At 32.1% G+C, this 17,966-nt stretch carries 20 protein-coding genes; all 20 read right to left on the bottom strand.

Translation table 11 applies throughout. The annotated features are described in order from the left end of the window. Positions 1-67 precede the first annotated feature (67 nt). The 20 genes from aroQ to Q428_RS01280 all read right to left on the bottom strand — a co-directional run bounded on the left by aroQ (position 68) and on the right by Q428_RS01280 (position 17,962). Positions 68-493, bottom strand: coding sequence for a type II 3-dehydroquinate dehydratase (aroQ, locus tag Q428_RS01375; protein ID WP_035377476.1), 426 nt, complete (start codon positions 491-493; stop codon positions 68-70). Between the two features lie 108 nt (positions 494-601). Beyond that, complete coding sequence (locus Q428_RS01370) at positions 602-1,123, bottom strand: shikimate kinase (protein WP_035377535.1); 522 nt, start codon at positions 1,121-1,123, stop codon at positions 602-604. Further along, positions 1,098-1,787: a hypothetical protein gene (locus Q428_RS01365; protein ID WP_035377474.1), complete on the bottom strand. Its 690-nt coding sequence runs from the start codon at positions 1,785-1,787 to the stop codon at positions 1,098-1,100. Before Q428_RS01365 ends, Q428_RS01370 begins: the two co-directional genes overlap by 26 nt. An 11-nt stretch (positions 1,788-1,798) precedes the next feature. Further along, positions 1,799-2,323, bottom strand: a complete 525-nt coding sequence (locus tag Q428_RS01360; protein ID WP_035377472.1) for a PilN domain-containing protein — start codon at positions 2,321-2,323, stop codon at positions 1,799-1,801. Between the two features lie 4 nt (positions 2,324-2,327). Further along, positions 2,328-3,356, bottom strand: coding sequence for a pilus assembly protein PilM (pilM, locus tag Q428_RS01355; RefSeq protein WP_035377471.1), 1,029 nt, complete (start codon positions 3,354-3,356; stop codon positions 2,328-2,330). Between the two features lie 32 nt (positions 3,357-3,388). Continuing rightward, the gene (locus tag Q428_RS01350; protein WP_035377469.1) at positions 3,389-4,561 is read right to left on the bottom strand and encodes a hypothetical protein; all 1,173 of its coding nucleotides are present in this window, start codon (positions 4,559-4,561) and stop codon (positions 3,389-3,391) included. Continuing rightward, entirely contained in the window at positions 4,558-5,025 is a 468-nt protein-coding gene (locus tag Q428_RS01345) for a prepilin-type N-terminal cleavage/methylation domain-containing protein (RefSeq protein WP_035377467.1), read from the bottom strand. Before Q428_RS01345 ends, Q428_RS01350 begins: the two co-directional genes overlap by 4 nt. Before the next feature lie 21 nt (positions 5,026-5,046). Beyond that, positions 5,047-5,514 carry a type IV pilus modification PilV family protein gene (locus tag Q428_RS01340; RefSeq protein WP_035377465.1) on the bottom strand — a complete coding sequence of 156 codons (468 nt, stop codon included), beginning with the start codon at positions 5,512-5,514 and terminating at the stop codon, positions 5,047-5,049. Beyond that, the gene (locus Q428_RS01335) at positions 5,511-5,993 is read right to left on the bottom strand and encodes a prepilin-type N-terminal cleavage/methylation domain-containing protein (protein ID WP_035377463.1); all 483 of its coding nucleotides are present in this window, start codon (positions 5,991-5,993) and stop codon (positions 5,511-5,513) included. Before Q428_RS01335 ends, Q428_RS01340 begins: the two co-directional genes overlap by 4 nt. An 11-nt stretch (positions 5,994-6,004) precedes the next feature. Beyond that, entirely contained in the window at positions 6,005-6,751 is a 747-nt protein-coding gene (locus Q428_RS01330) for a prepilin peptidase (protein WP_035377461.1), read from the bottom strand. A 46-nt stretch (positions 6,752-6,797) separates the two neighbouring features. Beyond that, the gene (locus Q428_RS01325; protein WP_035377459.1) at positions 6,798-8,396 is read right to left on the bottom strand and encodes a hypothetical protein; all 1,599 of its coding nucleotides are present in this window, start codon (positions 8,394-8,396) and stop codon (positions 6,798-6,800) included. Continuing rightward, positions 8,386-9,369 carry a PilW family protein gene (locus tag Q428_RS01320; protein ID WP_161633575.1) on the bottom strand — a complete coding sequence of 328 codons (984 nt, stop codon included), beginning with the start codon at positions 9,367-9,369 and terminating at the stop codon, positions 8,386-8,388. The genes Q428_RS01325 and Q428_RS01320 overlap by 11 nt, the downstream gene beginning before the upstream one ends. Before the next feature lie 5 nt (positions 9,370-9,374). Further along, a complete protein-coding gene (locus Q428_RS01315; RefSeq protein WP_035377456.1) occupies positions 9,375-9,935 on the bottom strand; it encodes a PulJ/GspJ family protein in 561 nt (186 codons plus the stop codon). Between the two features lie 95 nt (positions 9,936-10,030). Continuing rightward, the gene (locus Q428_RS01310) at positions 10,031-12,709 is read right to left on the bottom strand and encodes a vWA domain-containing protein (protein WP_035377455.1); all 2,679 of its coding nucleotides are present in this window, start codon (positions 12,707-12,709) and stop codon (positions 10,031-10,033) included. 35 nt (positions 12,710-12,744) lie between these two features. Beyond that, on the bottom strand, positions 12,745-13,104 hold the full coding sequence (locus tag Q428_RS01305; RefSeq protein WP_035377454.1) for a type IV pilus modification PilV family protein: 360 nt from the start codon (positions 13,102-13,104) through the stop codon (positions 12,745-12,747). A gap of 29 nt (positions 13,105-13,133) precedes the next feature. Next, positions 13,134-14,453, bottom strand: a complete 1,320-nt coding sequence (locus Q428_RS01300) for a DUF7305 domain-containing protein (RefSeq protein ID WP_035377452.1) — start codon at positions 14,451-14,453, stop codon at positions 13,134-13,136. 128 nt (positions 14,454-14,581) lie between these two features. Next, entirely contained in the window at positions 14,582-15,124 is a 543-nt protein-coding gene (locus Q428_RS01295; protein WP_035377450.1) for a PilW family protein, read from the bottom strand. 130 nt (positions 15,125-15,254) lie between these two features. Continuing rightward, positions 15,255-15,632 (bottom strand): prepilin-type N-terminal cleavage/methylation domain-containing protein, encoded by a 378-nt coding sequence (locus tag Q428_RS01290; RefSeq protein ID WP_051514797.1) that lies wholly within the window; start codon positions 15,630-15,632, stop codon positions 15,255-15,257. Positions 15,633-15,684: 52 nt separating this feature from the next. Beyond that, a complete protein-coding gene (locus Q428_RS01285) occupies positions 15,685-16,890 on the bottom strand; it encodes a type II secretion system F family protein (protein WP_035377448.1) in 1,206 nt (401 codons plus the stop codon). A gap of 13 nt (positions 16,891-16,903) precedes the next feature. Continuing rightward, positions 16,904-17,962 (bottom strand): type IV pilus twitching motility protein PilT, encoded by a 1,059-nt coding sequence (locus Q428_RS01280; RefSeq protein WP_035377446.1) that lies wholly within the window; start codon positions 17,960-17,962, stop codon positions 16,904-16,906. Positions 17,963-17,966 lie beyond the last annotated feature (4 nt).

The raw sequence follows: 17,966 nt of genomic DNA, 5'->3' as shown, positions 1-17,966 counted from the left end.
CTTTCTACTATAATGTTATTATATTTTTTGTCAAGAAAAAACTGTTATCAGATTAACAGCAATATCCTTACCTATGTATTATAGCATGTAATGCCATTATATACCCATAAGTACCAAATCCAGAAATCTGACCAATACATGCAGGTGCAACAACAGAATTTTTTCTAAACTCCTCTCTGGAATGTATATTGCTTAAATGAACCTCAACTGCTGGAACATCAACTGATTTAAGTGCATCATAAATAGCATAACTATAGTGTGTATATGCTCCTGGATTTATTATAATCCCATCATATTTGCCCTGAGCCTGGTGAATAAAATTTACTATTTCTCCCTCTACATTGCTTTGAACTATCTTTACTTCTACAGCTAATCTTTCAGCTTCTGAAATAATATCTTTACATAATTCATCATATCCCTTGTTCCCATATATATGGGGTTCCCTTTGACCAAGCAAGTTTAAATTTACTCCGTTAATTATTATAATTTTCATATCTTCACACCTGTTTTTAAGGAATTTTATACAAAATTGACCTTAATATGTACAATAATTGTATTTTAACAAATTTATTGACATATTTCAATTAAATGTTGACTTATTCTAATCATACCCTTTTTTAATAGCATCTAATATTTCATTTATGGTCTCATCAATACCAATGTCATTTTTAATCTCTAGGTCACAATATTTTAAATAAAGTGGATACCTTTCATAAAATAGGGAATATATTCTATCTAAATTATCTTTAAGCAAAGGTCTTGAGTCAGCATCAATATCCTTTACGATATCTTCAATGGGCCTGTTAATAAAAATAATTATAGAATTTTTAGATAAAATATCCATATTAACCTCTTTTTTTACAACTCCGCCACCTGTTGCTATAACCCTTGGAGATAATGATGAAATTTCTTTTATTGCTGTTGTTTCAATTTCCCTGAAAAATTCTTCACCCCTTGAAAAAAGCTGCCTTACACTTTTCCCGGTTTTTTTCTCAATATATTCATCCACATCAACAAAGGGAAGTGATAAGTTGTCAGCCAGCAACCTGCCAATGGTAGTTTTCCCACAGCCAGGCATCCCTATTAAAACTATGTTTTTATTTAAAAATATTCTCCTTGCCATATGTTCCATTGTTGAAATCATAATCAACTACACCTTCTGTTTTATTGTTAGTAAAGAAATAGTTTAAATTTAAAGTAGCATTTAATCTCTCATTTTGTGCCCCTGAAGTAACACCAAAATTTTCTATAACTACAAATCTTTTATCCTTCTCTAAATCAGCAATCAAATTAACTATCTGATTATAGTTGCCTAATAATACTGCTGTACATGATACCCTGTATATTTTGTCTCTATTTGTTGAGACATTATTTGACACTCCACTATTATTTTGCTCTCCGCCATTTAAATCTCCAGAAACACTGATTTCCTTAACACCTATTTCTGTGGCCTCAGCAAAATTAACTGATGATAATGTAACTCCCTTTGATTCTGCTAAGAATTTAAGCCTGTAAGCTATCTCAGCATCACGCTCTAGTTCTGGAATGGCTGAAGTTGCATCTTTAAACTTTTCTTTTAGACCCTCTAACTCACGTTGCTGCCTTTTTATAATTACATTTGCATTTTTTATACTTTCAGCTTTTAGCTGATAAACTTTTATCCTTGAATTAACATCGCTTATCTTAACTAAAACCGGTGATAGAAATAAAGTGTAATAAAGGTAGAAGATAACCATAAAGGCAAGTACAATCAATAGAATTCTCTCTCTTTTTGCTAAATTTTCCATACTTCTACCCCCTAATAACTAATGGTTATTGCTGCCGTGTAATTTAATTTATCAGTATTAAAATTTATCCCTGATAATCTAGCTTCCTTATACTCCGTTGATTCCTGCAGATTTGCAACAAACACACATAAGGAACTGTAGCTTTTAGAATTTGCAATAATACTAATTGTTCCCTTACCAGCTGAAAGATTTGTAATCACAACATCAGAAACCATATATTTTTCAATAGTTCTAACCTTATCTTCTATTGTCTGTTTTTGACTTAAAATCCCCTCAACCATATTTATATATTCCTTATAGCTGGTGATTTTTCTAGATAATTCTTCGCTCTCTTTAAGCTGTGATTCTTTGCTGCTTATTTCTTTAATTAAAGCCTTTTCCTTATTCTGCAGAAAAATGAGTTTACCCGTTGGAATCAAAATGGCAAAGAGTAAAATACCAGCAATTACAAGGGCTATTTTTGCCATTTCCCTTCCTGTATAACCTAATTTCTTTTTCCTTCTAAGTTCATATGGTATTAAATTAAGTTCAGTCATGACCTTACTCCTTTCTAAGCAAAAGCCCTAAAGCACAAGAATACATTTTCAAAGTAAACCCTACAGGTGCCTTTATCTTTAAAGAAATTTTTTCTGTGGAATCAGGAGAATATACCTGCGAACCAAAAAAATCTCTTATATAGTTATCTATGCCATTTATTTCGCTTCCGCCACCGGTTAAATATATTTTATCTAATTTTCTCTGTAATTTCCCTGTGGCAAAGAATTGAACAATTTTTTCAAAATTTACAAATACGTTATCAAAAATCATCTGTATATCCTTATCTAAATAGTTATCCTGTCTTATATAGGTGAAGTCAAATTTGTCAAATAAATATCCAAAGGCTTCCTCTTCGTCAATAGATAATCTTGTTGCAATGTCAACTATTGCATTTCTAATCCCAGATGTTATCTCTCTTTCTATAAATAGATTCCCGTTTTCCAATATTGTCATTTTGCAGCTTCTATAACCAATATCAATTATGGCTATGTTAGAAGAATTTTGGTTTTCCTTTTCTCCTCCTTTAAAAACTCTGGCATTACAATTTGCTGATAAATCAATGGCTTTCAATTTCAAACCTAATCCATCAGCGATTTCAACATATTTATTTATTTTTAACTTTGGAGCTGCTCCAATCAAAAGGTTATATACCTTTTTATCCTTTGTATTAATTTTACTTTGAATTTCAAAATCAATATAATATTTGTCCCCATTATCTGGAAGTATCTGGCTTATCTCCATTTCCACAGCCTTGTTGATACCTTTTTCATCCATTATTGGAACTTCTATATGCTTTATTATCAAATCCTGGCCATGAATAACAAATGAAACATAACTAGGTTTCCAGCGTTTTTCTGTAATAAATTCCTGTAATGAATTTTTTATAGCTTCTGCATCCACAATGTTATTATCAACTACACTTCTTTCTGGTGTTTTTATAAGACCAAAGGCACTTATCCTTTGTTTATTTCCTAAAACAACTTTAATATAGCTGCTTCCAATATCTACAGCAAGACCATCCTTTAAAAACATCTAAACACCTCACATCCACCTTTTGATTTCAATTAATATTTAACCACCCAGTTTGAATAAATATCAGTATTTTTCCGAATGACATCGATAATTTTATCTACTTTATTTTTAATTAAACCGTCATTTGGGCCTTGATAGCTTATTAAATTATCCGAAGAAAATTCAACTCTATCAGAAACAATGCTGATGTCTATGTCCTTATATTCACGTAGGCCATTGTTATAACCTTGAATTTCACAATCCTTTATGGTTACTTTCCCTGTACAATAAATAATTAAATTATCCAGATACATCTGTGCATTAGATACCTGATTCCCTATATAATCACCCTTTATACCTGTTAAGTCAATATCTCCATCAATAAAAAGAATTCGAATATATTTAGATATAATTCCATTATCCTCAGTCACTGTATTTCCATATTCCCTAAAGCCTTTATAGATAGCTTCATCAGCATTTTTGATTTTTTCTAAATCAAATTTAAAATTCTCACCTTCAGCACCGATATAATACATTATATCATTTCCATCTGTCAGCCATTTTTTCCTGCTAGCTGAATCTGCTTTTATACTCTTAATTTTATCATTTTTTATAATGCTTGTACAAATAAGGACATCCCTAGTACCCTTAACAGCAGTTGATATATTTTCACCACTGAAAAAGTAATATATATTACCATCATTCATTAAGCCTGACTGGTTGAGTAATAAGATTTTCTCATATTTTTTAAGCCTGGTTTCCCAGTTTAATGGTGATATTCTAAATACAACCCTTCCAGGTGATGTAATCTGACCTGCCATAAACTTGCGATTTAAATTCAGTAGCAGTTCTCTATCGATATCTGTATTGAGCCTTTTTACGCTGCCTTTATAAAATCCCATGGAACTTATCTGAAACATCTCTCCATTACTTTTTATAACGGTATTATAATAATTTTGACTGTTCTGTAAGTCATCCAATGCTACTGTGAAGTTATCCTTATATCCTCTTTGAAATTCCTTTATCTGCAGCCTTTTTATTCCATTTGTTATACCAGACTCTGCATTATATAATGACTGGTTACCATTAAACACTTTATAGCTCACCATAAAATCCGTTGAAACTAAATCTATTAGCGAAAGGGCTATAAATAAAACTGGAATCATAATTAAAATAACATATATTAAAGCAATTCCATACTTTTTAACCTTTTGCGTAGACTTCACTTCCCTTTAAAAATATTAGTGCTTTGGGAATATTCCTTTCCATTCACCGTTATAGTATATAATCCTCTACCCTTATCTTTGATTTCAAAGGATTTTATACCTGAAACAACATGCTGTGAAGATGTATCACATCTTATTATACCATTTAAAAGATATATTTTTTTGTCATCTAAATAAACATATTGACTATAATTTCCTTCTTTATCTTCTGCTACAATCTCTTGGGCTGTAAATTCCCTGTTATTTATTTTTTTAATAAGCTTAACTTCTTTAGCATTGGTAATACCTTTAGACAAATATTCTACAGCTATTCTTACATTTTGATTTTCATCAGCCTTAAAGCTATATAATAAATAAAATCTGTAATTTGTAAAAATAAAATCAAAGGTAACAGCAGCTATAATTGACAAAAGAAATATAGCTATTATTAACTCTACTAAGGTTATTCCAGATTTTCTTTTCATTTAACAGTTAAAAGCCTCCTGTTACTTTACATAAGTTAATGTAACACTGTTTTGATTTTCTCCAACTTCTAAAACTCTAACCCTCAGAATATTCAATCTTATGCTTGCTCCTCCATTATTTGAATTTTGTAAACTTTTTTGAAGACTTAGTAACACCATGTATTTCTTACCAACAGCTGGTATTTCATCCTCAACCCCAGTACATATACCATCATTGTTTTTAAATATATCAACTATACCTGTTACTTCAGACAAATCATCTATTCCTTTATATACTGATTTATATAAATCCTCAGTAAAATTTATATCTTCAGAACTATAAATTTCACATATTCCCTTTGCTATATAAAATACTTTATCCCTTTGCCTTGCTGCAATGTTCATCCTGATACTCATCAGATTTAAAATTGATACAGATATTAAAAGTATTGCAAGGAGTGCAATAGAAACAATAACCTCAACTAAAGTAAAACCTTTGTTTATCTTCACTTTTTTATCTCCATAATCCTGGTAAAACCAATGGTTAAGGTTGTAAATGTCTTTTCACCTGTATCTAAATCCTTTAGAGCGATTGTACATGCAAAGGGGCTTACATTACCTGCAGACTGAAATGTAATTTTTTCTGTAACATCAAAGGTGCTTCCATCTCCCCTTGCACAAACCCTGATGCCATCTGGAAGTTTAACCTTTTTTAGAATATTATTTGTCAGCCTGTTACCATCACAAATAGAATAACTATCATATTCGTAACTTCCAAAAGCTTTATAAAACCTTATATAAATAGACGAATCATCATTTGACATAGCATACAATTTTGCATACTTCAAGTCATTTATCAACTTATCCGTACTGATTTCAAGCCTATCCCTTCTTATATAAGCGATAACAGAAGGCTTAGAAATAGTCAATATTATGGAAATTATCCCAATAACAACGATTAATTCAATTAAAGTTACTCCCCTTTTCAAAATATCTCTCCTTAAAACAGGGAAAAATACCAGGATAAAATCCTCTCTCCAAAGATAACTGTTATAACAGAAGCTAGTGCAATAGATGGACCAAATGGTATATAATCCCTTGGGCTTTTCTTTTTAAGCAGTATAAGGATTACACCTGTGGCACCTCCGATGATAAAACTTAAAAACAATAGCAGCATAGTAAGCCTGAAACCTAAAAAAAGACCACATATTGTACAAATTTCAGCGTCACCCCAGCCCATGCCTTTAGTTATCAGTATTATAAGGGTGATAATGCCTCCACCTAAGGCAGCACCATAGATATATTCCAAAATACCACTCCCTAAATACTTGCCAATTACAGTAAATATTATACCTGTTATTATCGCTGAAATTGATATTTTGAAATAAACATCAGTAGTTTTATAATCAATCATACCGATTACAATCATAAAAGCTGTTAATATGGAGTATTTAATAAATTCAAAACTTAATCCATAATTTATATAGATCATCAGAAAAATAACTGCTGTAATAAATTCAATTACTGGATATTCAATTGAAATTCTACTTTTACAGTTTCTGCACCTTCCTCCCAAAAATAAATAACTGATTATAGGAATTAAGTCGTACAATTTAATTCTTGAGCCGCAATTTACGCAATGAGAAGGAGGATAAGAAATGCTCTCCTCCCTTGGTATCCTATATATACAAACATTTAAAAAACTGCCAATAAGTAAACTGAATAAAATAACAAAACCTAATATCATATCACAAACATTCCTTTTAAATTAATTTTTTATATTCCTTTGCATATTAATATCCGCTTTCCTTCCAATCTATTACCTTTAATTTTAATGCCTTTGAATAAGCATCAGGTAAATTTTTTATAAGAAAGGAATTCAATAAGGCTCTCTCAGTGTTATTAAAATATCCCCAGGCATTATCAGGTAAGTCATCATAGTACTCACTAAGACTTTCCTTTATATCTTTGATAGAATCTTCCACACCAATACCTTTCATATTAACAGCAGTATCTGTTGAAACTGTATGTAATACTTCGTTTCCATCCTCATCCTGCATCACAATTAAGTCATTATTCTTATTTTTTTCAAACTTGATCTCCCTGGCAAATATTGAGCTGTTTATGAAGTTAAACCTTCCTTTTATCTTCACTTTACCTAGACATATGATGATGTAATTAAATGGAGTTATCTGCCTGTAACTTGCAGGATTTTTAAACTCATCACTATCCTTATAATTTATTCCGTCTGTATAAAAACTCTGGCAATCAATGTTCAAATCCCCATAAACTACAACCAACTTAAACATCTTTGTCAAATCAGCTTCATTTTCAAAATTAAATACCGGTGTGTTTGCAATATAGTACCTCAATCCTTTAGTTGAATCTAAATCTTTGCCTAATATTATTTTATTTAAATCCACAGCATCTTCCCCTAAATTAGGCTTACATTGTGACGTAACAAGAAATGGTGCATTTTTATCACTATAATCTGATTCTATATAGCTGAACTTATTTTCTTCTATAAGCTGATCTTCAGTTGGTATATCAATAATATCAACATTTTTTAAATCACTTAGATTCATAGATGGAAGACTTTTCTTTGTATTTGAAAATATAACTTTTTTTTCATCATCCACTGTTATGCTTCTTTTCTTACCATCTATTCCATTAATTGAGTTTATTTTATTTCCTTTAAAATATATATCTCCTGAAGCATTAAATTGAGTTATTTCGCTATTATCAAATACTGCTTCTGGGTTATTTGTTTCGTTTATAACGGTTAAAACATTACCAAGTATTTTTTCCATATAATAATTTGAAATTGAATCCTTATCAATATAAACTTCTATTTTTTTCGTAGTTTGTTTTCTACCAAAGGCTAAAACCGTCATTTTTATACACCTTTTTGATATTTTTCCCGTTGGAGTAATATAGTTATCCAGGTCTTCTATAGGTTGGCAGTTATTATCGATTTTATCAACATATCTAATAAAACAGTCTCCATTTTTAGGATTTGTGGAATCTACTTCCTGACCAAATACATTAAATGCTATTGAGAAGCTTCCCATATCCCCAGGTAAGGTATTAACTGCCTCTAATCCAAGCTCCCTTACTGTTGAATTTGTATCCAATGCAGTATTATAAAGAACAGATGATTTAATGTCCCTTGAATTAAGAACATTTAATACTATTTTTTCTTTAAGAACAGCCAGCCCTATGTCTACTCCAGTCTGTGCAATTGTTTTTAAATTGTTGAGTCCTTCAAAATTTAAAGTTGAAATTCTGTTTGAAAAGGAAAGGGATAAAGCACTGATTGAGATTAACAACAGTATGGAAACAACAACTATTGTATATAATATGGCAGAGCCTTTTTTTCTCTTATTCATCATCTATATCCCCTCCATAGTTTCCAACTGCAACCTTTGTAGACAGCCTTTTCTGATATGTATATCCTGTATTTTTATTGAATTTGCCAACAATAATTTCTATATTATAGCTTTTGTTACTGTCCTCAGGCTTAATTAAAGGCATTGCACAAAGATTTTCAGACATCAGCTCATCATCTGACTTATCTATTTCATTTAAAGACAATGGCATTTTTTCAAGCTTTATGCTTTTAAAAACAGATTTTTCTTTATCATATACACATCTAAAAACGTCTTTTCCCTGATAATAATCGAATGGACAAGTAATAGCATCATTTATTATATTTCCATACAATTCTATACTAATTGATTTAGTGTAATTACCATATCTGTCACTGGGTAGAATATTTTCATTTTTAATCTTTATTAAAGATGATTTAATCTTATAATTATTTTTAAAATATCTGGCCTCATAGGAGTCAATAATTCCAAATTTTATTTTGTCTAAATCAAAATTTTCAACTGGATTATTATCCGTGTTGCTGTAATAATAGTTGTATTGTAAATTATCTGACACCCTCAGATGAATTCTATGAAGTTTATAAAACGTCTTGTTATCTTCAATCTTTGTTTCTACGGCATAGAGATAATTTTCTCCATTTAATTGCTCTATAAATAGCAAAGGTATATAATTCAGGCTGTATTTTTCATTATAATCTTCCAAAAGCTTAGTCACTTTATTTTTTACATCGCTAAAATATATATTGCCTTGAGCATTCTGAAAATCATCTGTGTTGATAAACATAACTCCTTTTTTAATGTCATCTGAGATTTTCAAAATAGCTGTTCTGGTATCTCTTAAAACCTCTGATTGAATTTCCCCTGCCCCATAAAGTTTTAAACCAGTTGTAAAAATTCCAGTTACTGCAGCGAATAACACAGCCATTATTGCTAAGGAAACCAAAAGTTCTATTAATGTTAAGCCCTTTTTTTTCAAAAGAATCATCCCCCAAAGTAAGCTGTCCCCTCAGAAAATATATTTTTATCGTTAAGTTTTCCTATGGTAACTTTCACACGCAACACATTATAAAATCTGAAATTTGTAGTATTGTTATTATACTTTTCTTCATATATTTCAAGGCATAAATAAAATTTCCTGTTATCACCAAATTTATTTTCTGCTTCCTCAAGGGAATATGTTTTAAGATATTCTCCTTCCAGCTGAAAATCATCACTTATGGTTTGCCCAAAATTTAGCTTTCCACCCTCATCTACTATTTCCTTTATATCATCATACAACAAATAAATCTTAGCACTACCATCTTTATTTTTTACTAAATTATATATAGCTTCAAGGGTATCAACCCCCTGCATTCTCAGACATTGAATAGTTGATTGAACTCCTGTCATTGTTTCTAATTTTATCTCCTCATTCTTTGCACTTTTGAATGCACTAACAAAAGTAGAAGCAGCAGCTGTAAAAACAATAACAACAATAGTTAATGAAATCATAATTTCTATTAATGTAACACCGTATCTCTTTTTATTTTTTATATCCATCATAAAAGTGACTCTCCAATCTGAGACAATTGCAATAATTCTAATAACTGAAAAATTAACATGGGATTATTAAATGTCCCATGTTAATTTTACAGAACTTACGATAAACCCGTACCTGAAGAAACTGTTTTTATTTCAAGCCTTATTATATAAGTCTTAGGACTATTATCTGTATCACTTTGTTTTAATTTAATAACAATGTCATATTTAGCACTAATGCCTGCCTTTACAGAATATCCACTTATACCTAAGCTGATTACTCCCCTTTGATAATCAGTTATTGTATAGCCCTGATATGAAACTGATAAATTATTCTTAACATCACCTGATTTCTTAATTAAATCAATATCTGCTATAAAATCAGGATTTATCTTGTTTAATTGAATTTTAATCTGTTCGGATTTTGGCTTCTTTGGATTTACCTTTAAAACTTTAACTGTAGTTGCAGGAATGACAGGTTCTATGCTGCTCACTGAAGCAACTGCACTTCCTGTATTACCTATGGCATCCTTGAAAAAGAATGTAAAACTTCCATTTTTAAAGAAATTATAAGTAAAGGAACCGTTATTATTTGTTACAGTTACAGCCTTATTTGGCACTAATGTTGCTTTGACATATCCATTTTCATAGCTGTAGCTTATGGTTGCTGTTGGCAATGTTTTATCTATATTATTTACAACAGCTGTCACATTACCTGTATTTCCCGCCTCGTCCATAAACTGAAAGGTAAAGCTTCCATTTTCAGTAAATTCTCGAATATCCAAACCGCTGTTGTTCATTATTATAACAGGTTCACTAGGTATTAATTTTGCAGTTACTTTACCACTTGTAGGCTTTGTTGTACTGTAGCTTATGGTTGCCGTTGGTGGTGTTTTATCAATATTATTTACCTCTGCCTTTGCAGTACCTGTGTTTCCAGCCTCATCTTTAAACTGAAAAATAAAACTGCCCTTTTGTTTAAAAGTATATGAAGTCAATCCTCCATTATTAGTAATAATAACCTTCTCACTTGGTACTAAGGTTGCTGTTACGTCTTCATTTGTTGGCTTTAAGGTACTGTAAGTTATTCTTGCTGTTGGTGGTGTCTTATCTATGTTATTTACCGTTGCAACAGCTGTTCCAATGTTTCCATAATTATCTTTGAAACTGAAAAGGAAACTTCCATTTTCTGTAAATGTATAATCAAAGGAACCGTTGTTATTTAAAACTACAACACTTTTGTTTGGCACTAATGTGGCAATTACATTGCCATTTGTTGGGTTTGTTGTACTGTATTTTATTACAGCTGTTGGAAGGGTTTTGTCGATGTTGTTAACAATCAACGGTTCTGAATAGTAAATCCTGTTCCAGGCATCCCTTGACCTTGCATATACAGTTTTATTTGATGTAATAACTATCGGTCCAGTATACTCATTCCATATTGTTCCATCTGTGCTGTATTCTTTTCTAATTGAATTAATATCATACTTAACCGTTACATTAACGTTGCTGTTTGTGGGCACTGTTATATCCGGAATACATATGGGTTTATCAAGTGGCATAACATCTATGATACATCTTGTGTCAAAATTAAGAATCTCAGGCTTACCGTTAAAATTAACTGGTGTCAATGTAACTTTACCGGAGTTTTCAAGAAAAGTTATCCTATCTCCCTGAAAGACACTTCCATCTGATTTTGCAGCTCTATATGTTATTTTGATATTTATCGGCTCAGCAATAAACTGCTGATTGTTGTTATCTCTTTTATAATAAAAACCAATATTTCCATATAGTTTTCTTCCGCTGACAGTTATTTCTGGGTTTTCTGAAGTAACAAACTCTGCTCCTTCAGGTATGGTTTCTTCAAAATTAATCATTGCAGATGGATTGTTTATACTTGTAAAAAACTTGTTATATAAATTATTCAGTCCTATTTCACTGGTTGATTTAAAATATGTTCCTCCTGCCTCCTGGGATATTTCTAAATTATTGCTTGTGGGCTCTGGCCCAAAGCCAATAACGTAGGTGTTAATGTTATTAGCTTTAATTTGATCTTTTGCTACTAACTTTGCATAGTATAATGAACGTCCTTTGGGGTCACCTTCAGCACCATCTACATAATAAGAAGTATAATTGTTACCTAAATAATAATCCCAATAATAATGAAACCAATTCCAGTAACCAGTGTAACTGTAAAAATTTGACTCTCCATCTGTTAGTACAATAACATACTTTTCATGTTTATTGTTGCTATCCCCTAAAGTGTAAAAGGCATTTCTCATTCCATCCCCAATGTTAGTACCATTTGAGCCCTTTGTATTCAAATTTTTAATACTATCCACTAATGCCTTGCGGTCTGAAGAGTTTGAAGTATTTGTAAGGGGCATCACTGTACTTGCCCTTCCATGAAATTTAACAACTGAAATATTTACATTTGAATCGTTAAATTTAGAGATAAATTCAGTTGCCACTCTTTTCACTGAATCCAATCTTGAGCTGCCTGCACTGGCTATATCATTATTATTTAAATTTCTATCCATACTAAGTGAGGTGTCAACTACCAGAACTATATCCTTTATATTGTTGTTTTGTGGAGTTGTCAGTGCCTTAGGTGTAATGCAGTAGTTTACTGTAAATGTATCTCCAACCTTTACCCTATTAACATCCACTGTTCTATCCGTGCTCATTAGTGTACTGCTGGCAGCATTGGCAAAATTAACAGAAAAACATGAAATGATTATTAAGCCAATAACTAAAAAGCTGGTTAAGGATTTAAACTTAGTACTAAACCTTTTCACCCTTTCTCCTCCTTTATCATTTTTTAACTCCTTTTTTAATCACCAGTAACGAAGGTTGAAATTATTATTTCGTTATTATCCCCTGCCTTTACTGTAATGATATTTCCCTGTACCCCTTGTGTTTCAATTGATTTTGAGTAGTCCTGAGAATATATTTTAAGGGGAATGCTACCCGGCACAACAGTTACTCCATTTGTTTCCTGAGAATTTGCAATTGCGTTATCAATTTTTTTCTGGGCTTCAAAAATGGACTCCGTTCTTTTACCGTATTTTACTATATGTTTGAAGCTGCCTGTAAAAAACTGAAGAATAAATAGAACTGATATTGTGATTATTGCCAGTGAAATTATTACTTCCATGAGAGTAAATCCTTTGTTTTTATGTTTTAAAACCAATTTATCACCTTCTCAAAGATTTAGAACTACTATTTCCAGTATATCTGCTTGTATGTTGCCTTTCCTTCCTGAGAAACAGTTTCAATTGGAATTTGTATTTCTATACCTCCATTTAATACAATCTCTGATCCCCCAGTCATTGAAACACTTTTTCCAATAACTGCTCCCTTAACTGTCCCAGAGCCGCTGAGTTCTATGTTTGCATTAGGGGCATAAATAACTTTAGGCTCAACAAGTCCACTGCCTGTAATGGTTATACTTGTTCCTGAAGTTACAATATCACCAGAAACCTTACCTGATCCTGTAATGCTCAAATTAGTTTCTCCTAGATATAGGGAACCATTTATCTCTGTTTCACCTGTAATATATAATGTGCCTTTCTCACCACAATAAAATATTACTTTATTTTTATCACCGCCACCATTCAGGCTTCCCTTTAATTTTATAAAATCGTCAACATAGATTAGAAGCCTACCACTTCCAGTTACCTTTATATGCCCTTGTTCTACATTTAATTGTCCTATTCTAATTATGTTGTCACCGCTTTTTGTATTAATTGTAAGGATGTTATTGGACTTTATTGTTATATTGCTATAATAGCCCTCACCTTCTATGGTCTTTGATTGTGCACCCTGTAGAAGAATGCTGCCCTTATTAGACAGATTCTCTGGAAAACTAGGTAAAACCGGCTTTGGATAAGTTGGAATTACATCAAATGTTTTTACAACAGGATTAATGTTGAAATTTTTGGGAACCTTAATAACCTTGCTTTTATCAGCCCCAGAGGGTATATAAACTGTTCCATTAAAACTTGTTCCCCAGTCAAACTCTATTGCCCCTGCATTTGATGAACTTGTTCCTATATCACCTGATACCTTGCCCTTAATGTAAAGACCAGTTTCACCATAAACAGCAGTTTCAACCTTTGAAATGGTATTTGTACTTTCTTTCTGAAGGACTGCTGTTACTTTCTCTGCAACATACTTTACTGTTCCATTGTCATATTTTCCATCTTCAATCATACCCGTTGATTCTATTATTATTTTTTCAGATTGTTTGTTTATTTTAATTTGAAACTTACCATCACCAAAATCCTGGGGTTGTGAAATCATCTGTGAACCAAGGCTGTTTAAAGTGTCTAACTCAGAACTGTTCATATTTGTTATCCATTTTGAAGCAGCAGCTGCTCCTGCCCTGGCAATATAATATGCCTTTGTTTTCTTTTCTTTATATACCGATTGTTTAACTTCAGAAACTACCCTTAATCCTAAAACCCCACCTAAAATTATCAAAGTGGCAGAAGTTATTAACACTATAGCTAAAGATGCACCTTTATGCTTTTTTTTCACATTATCACCTCCGCCAAAAATTTTATATTTATGTAAATCCTCATTAGAAATTCTCTCTTATTTTTATAATATTTTTGTTTACAAACCATATAAACAGCAACCTGTAAAATATAGTTTCTCCATATATTTTAATCCTTTATTACTTTATAATAAATAAAGTTATATGAGGATGAATTTTCTATTGATTTAATGTTATTTAAAAGAACTTCTGAATTCAGTAAATAGCTCTGTTGTTTTCCAGTCCCTTTAATTGTAAAGTTTAAAAAAGCCATTGAATTTTTATTTCTAGTTTGAAAACTTAAATCATTACTATCTAATATTATTGCATCAGTTTTATTCACTGATTCCTCAAGGGTTTTACCCTCTGGTTTATATTTTATTATATTTTTATCTAAATATATCATACTATATTCCCTTATATTCACGGGAGTGTTAAAGGTTATTTCAACTGCATTACGCAGCTCCTTTGTAATGAAATCCCCTGCCTGGGTTGTTTCCACCTGAATGTTTGATTGTGTTGTACCCTTGTCAAAAATTTTTACACCAAATATATATATTGAAGATACCAGAAGAATAATTACTCCAATAAGTGCAAGTGATATCAATAGTTCAACCATTGTAAGTCCTTTTTTCCTTTCAACAACATATTTATACTTCTGCCAATTTTTCATGTTATCTCTCCTATAAATGCTGCATTTTGCCAGTGGTGTTTGTTAAATAAAAAATTTAAAAAATTTTATCAACAAAGAGCCAGAACTAACTGGCTCTTCGTTGATAAGAAATAATTTTAACCAAAAAATCCTATAATCCAGATGTAGGTGTTTTACCAGTTATGGTAACTCCTGAATTTTGCGTATTTCGCACAGCTCTATATCCGCCTTCATCAAATGTAAAAAATCCATTTGTACCAACATTATTATCGAGAGTCAAAGTACCTCCAGAAACACCTGAAAGACTTCTTATTGATGCTTCATCAACAGTCTTACCCTCTGCAATTAAACTATCAATTGCAGTTGCTATTTGTTTTGCATTAACCAGAGTTTGGGTTGATTTAGCCTTATCTTGGTACCCAGTAAATCTTGGAACAGTAACCGCTGCTAAAATACCTAAGATTGCAATTACAACTATAAGCTCAACCAGTGTAAAGCCCTTTTTTCTTTTTTTCTCATTTTTCTTCATTATAAAACCTCCTTAAATATATTTAATTTATGTTAATTAAATTAACAACAACTTATTGAATAGCGTTATACATATTAAACATAGGCAGTATAACTGATAAAATAATAAATGCAACTACCCCGCCTAAAACAACAATTATTGCAGGTTCAATCATTGTCGTCAACTGAGCTGTTGCTGTTTCAACCTCTGTATCGTAAAAATCTGACGTCTTAGCTAAAACATCATCAAGGTAACCTGATTCCTCACCAATTTTAATCATCTGAGTCAGCATAACAGGAAATATCCCGCTTTTAGCCAGGGTATCTCCAATTGACGCACCCTTATTTATATCCTCCCTTGCCTCATCTAATACATCCCTTATCAGAGTATTTCCAACGATGTTAGAACATATTGATATACTCTGCAGCAGCGGCACACCGCTGGCAATAAGTATTCCAAATGTTCTTGCAAACCTTGAGGTTATTATCTTTCTGTTTATTTTTCCAAAAACAGGTGCGTTTAATTTAAATTTATCTATTTTAAACCTTCCATCCACTGTACTTAAAAAAGCTTTAAAAACCACTATCATTAATATTATGAAAAAAACTAAAACATACCATTTGTAACGTATAAAATTGCTAAGTCCAATTACTATTCTAGTTGGCAGAGGAAGTTCAAAATTACCAATACCACTAAACATACTTATAAATGTCGGTATTACCTTTGCTACAAGGAAAATTACAACTCCAATAGCCACAATAGAAACCACTATGGGGTAAGTCATAGCCTGTTTAATTTTCTGCTGAAGCTTATATTCCTTTTCATAATAAACAGCCATTCTTTCCATTATTTTATCAAGGGTACCACTGGTTTCTCCAACCTCAATCATGTTAATCAGCATATCTGGAAAATCCTTGTGCTTACCCATTGAAAAAGAAAGGGTTTTCCCCCTTTGAACATCCTCAAAGACTTCAGCAAGTATCTTTGCAAGCTTTTTATTTTCAGTCTGCTGCCTTATAATTTCAATCCCCTTAAGTATCGTTATACCTGATGTTAAAACAACCGAAAACTGTCTGCAGAATATTGAAATATCCCTTATTGAAACCTTTTTAACTTCCCCTAAATCTATATTAAGCCCCTGCCTGAAGGGTTTTATTTTAACTGGAAAATAGTTCTGCTGCCTTATTGCCAGGGCTGCTGCTCTTTCGTCTACTGCCTCCATTTTCCCTTTAACTGTACGTCCATCAAGGGACTTTGCCTCATACTGAAAAATTGGCATCTGCTTCACCCCTTCATTGGTTCAAAAGTCTTGATATTATATCTCTATCAACAGAAAAGTTTACTGCATCTTCATAGGATATCATACCTGCCTTATATAAAGCTGTTAAAGACATATCCATAGTTTTCATTCCATATTTTCCCCCAGTTTGTATATGAGAATCTATCTGATGCGTCTTTCCCTCACGTATTAAATTCCTTATTGCCGGGGTTGAAATCATTATTTCCAAAGCTGCCGCCCTTCCATTTCCATTCTCCATTGGAATCAACTGCTGTGAAATAACCCCCTCTAATACTCCTGCAAGCTGAACTTTAATCTGCTGCTGCTGATAAGGAGGAAAGACATCAACAATTCTATCAATTGTTTTTGATGCACCAATTGTATGAAGGGTTGATAAAACAAGGTGTCCTGTTTCAGCTGCTGTAACTGCAATAGAAATAGTCTCTAAATCCCTCATCTCACCTACTAAAATTACATCTGGGTCCTCCCTCAGTGCTGCTCTTAAGGCGTTGGCATAACTTAGGGTATCCTGACCTACTTCCCTTTGATTTACAATACTCTTTCCATGCCTATGCATATACTCAACTGGATCTTCCAGTGTTATAACATGGCATGTCCTTGTTTTGTTTATCTCATTTATCATAGCTGCAAGGGTTGTTGACTTTCCACTTCCAGTTGGACCAGTTACAAGTACAAGTCCCCTTTGCTTATTACATAACTCCTTTAAAACACTAGGTAAACCAAGACTTTCGATAGTTGGCATACTAAGTCCCACAAGCCTTATCGCCAGAGCAACAGAACCTCTTTGTTTGAATACGTTTACCCTGTATCTTCCAATGCCTTCTATTGAATACGAAAAATCCAGCTCCCCAAGCTCATTAAATTTTTCCCATTGGTTTTCATTTAATATTTCCCTTGCCAGACTTTCAGTATCATCTGTTGTCAATTTTTCGGTTCCAATAGGTACAAGCTTTCCATGTACCCTTACTATTGGCTGAAGACCAACGGTTATGTGAATATCTGAAGCACCTAATTCTGATGCCTTTTTAAGCAAATCCTTAAAGATGTACATTTTT

The organism is Fervidicella metallireducens AeB (assembly GCF_000601455.1).
Lineage (GTDB): Bacteria > Bacillota > Clostridia > Clostridiales > Caloramatoraceae > Fervidicella > Fervidicella metallireducens.
Note: the sequence above shows the minus strand (reverse complement) of the source record. Positions and strands in the feature narration are given on the sequence as shown.

Excerpts from the sequence above, each read along its gene's own strand:
- Q428_RS01365 (WP_035377474.1), bottom strand. The coding sequence starts at position 1,787 with ATGGAAAATTTAGCAAAAAGAGAGAGAATTCTATTGATTGTACTTGCC.
- Q428_RS01285 (WP_035377448.1), bottom strand. The coding sequence starts at position 16,890 with ATGCCAATTTTTCAGTATGAGGCAAAGTCCCTTGATGGACGTACAGTT.
- Q428_RS01290 (WP_051514797.1), bottom strand. The coding sequence starts at position 15,632 with ATGAAGAAAAATGAGAAAAAAAGAAAAAAGGGCTTTACACTGGTTGAG.
- aroQ (WP_035377476.1), bottom strand. The coding sequence starts at position 493 with ATGAAAATTATAATAATTAACGGAGTAAATTTAAACTTGCTTGGTCAA.
- pilM (WP_035377471.1), bottom strand. The coding sequence starts at position 3,356 with ATGTTTTTAAAGGATGGTCTTGCTGTAGATATTGGAAGCAGCTATATT.
- Q428_RS01370 (WP_035377535.1), bottom strand. The coding sequence starts at position 1,123 with ATGGCAAGGAGAATATTTTTAAATAAAAACATAGTTTTAATAGGGATG.
- Q428_RS01315 (WP_035377456.1), bottom strand. The coding sequence starts at position 9,935 with ATGATGGATATAAAAAATAAAAAGAGATACGGTGTTACATTAATAGAA.
- Q428_RS01330 (WP_035377461.1), bottom strand. The coding sequence starts at position 6,751 with ATGATATTAGGTTTTGTTATTTTATTCAGTTTACTTATTGGCAGTTTT.
- Q428_RS01280 (WP_035377446.1), bottom strand. The coding sequence starts at position 17,962 with ATGTACATCTTTAAGGATTTGCTTAAAAAGGCATCAGAATTAGGTGCT.
- Q428_RS01295 (WP_035377450.1), bottom strand. The coding sequence starts at position 15,124 with ATGAAAAATTGGCAGAAGTATAAATATGTTGTTGAAAGGAAAAAAGGA.
- Q428_RS01345 (WP_035377467.1), bottom strand. The coding sequence starts at position 5,025 with ATGAAAAGAAAATCTGGAATAACCTTAGTAGAGTTAATAATAGCTATA.
- Q428_RS01360 (WP_035377472.1), bottom strand. The coding sequence starts at position 2,323 with ATGACTGAACTTAATTTAATACCATATGAACTTAGAAGGAAAAAGAAA.
- Q428_RS01325 (WP_035377459.1), bottom strand. The coding sequence starts at position 8,396 with ATGATGAATAAGAGAAAAAAAGGCTCTGCCATATTATATACAATAGTT.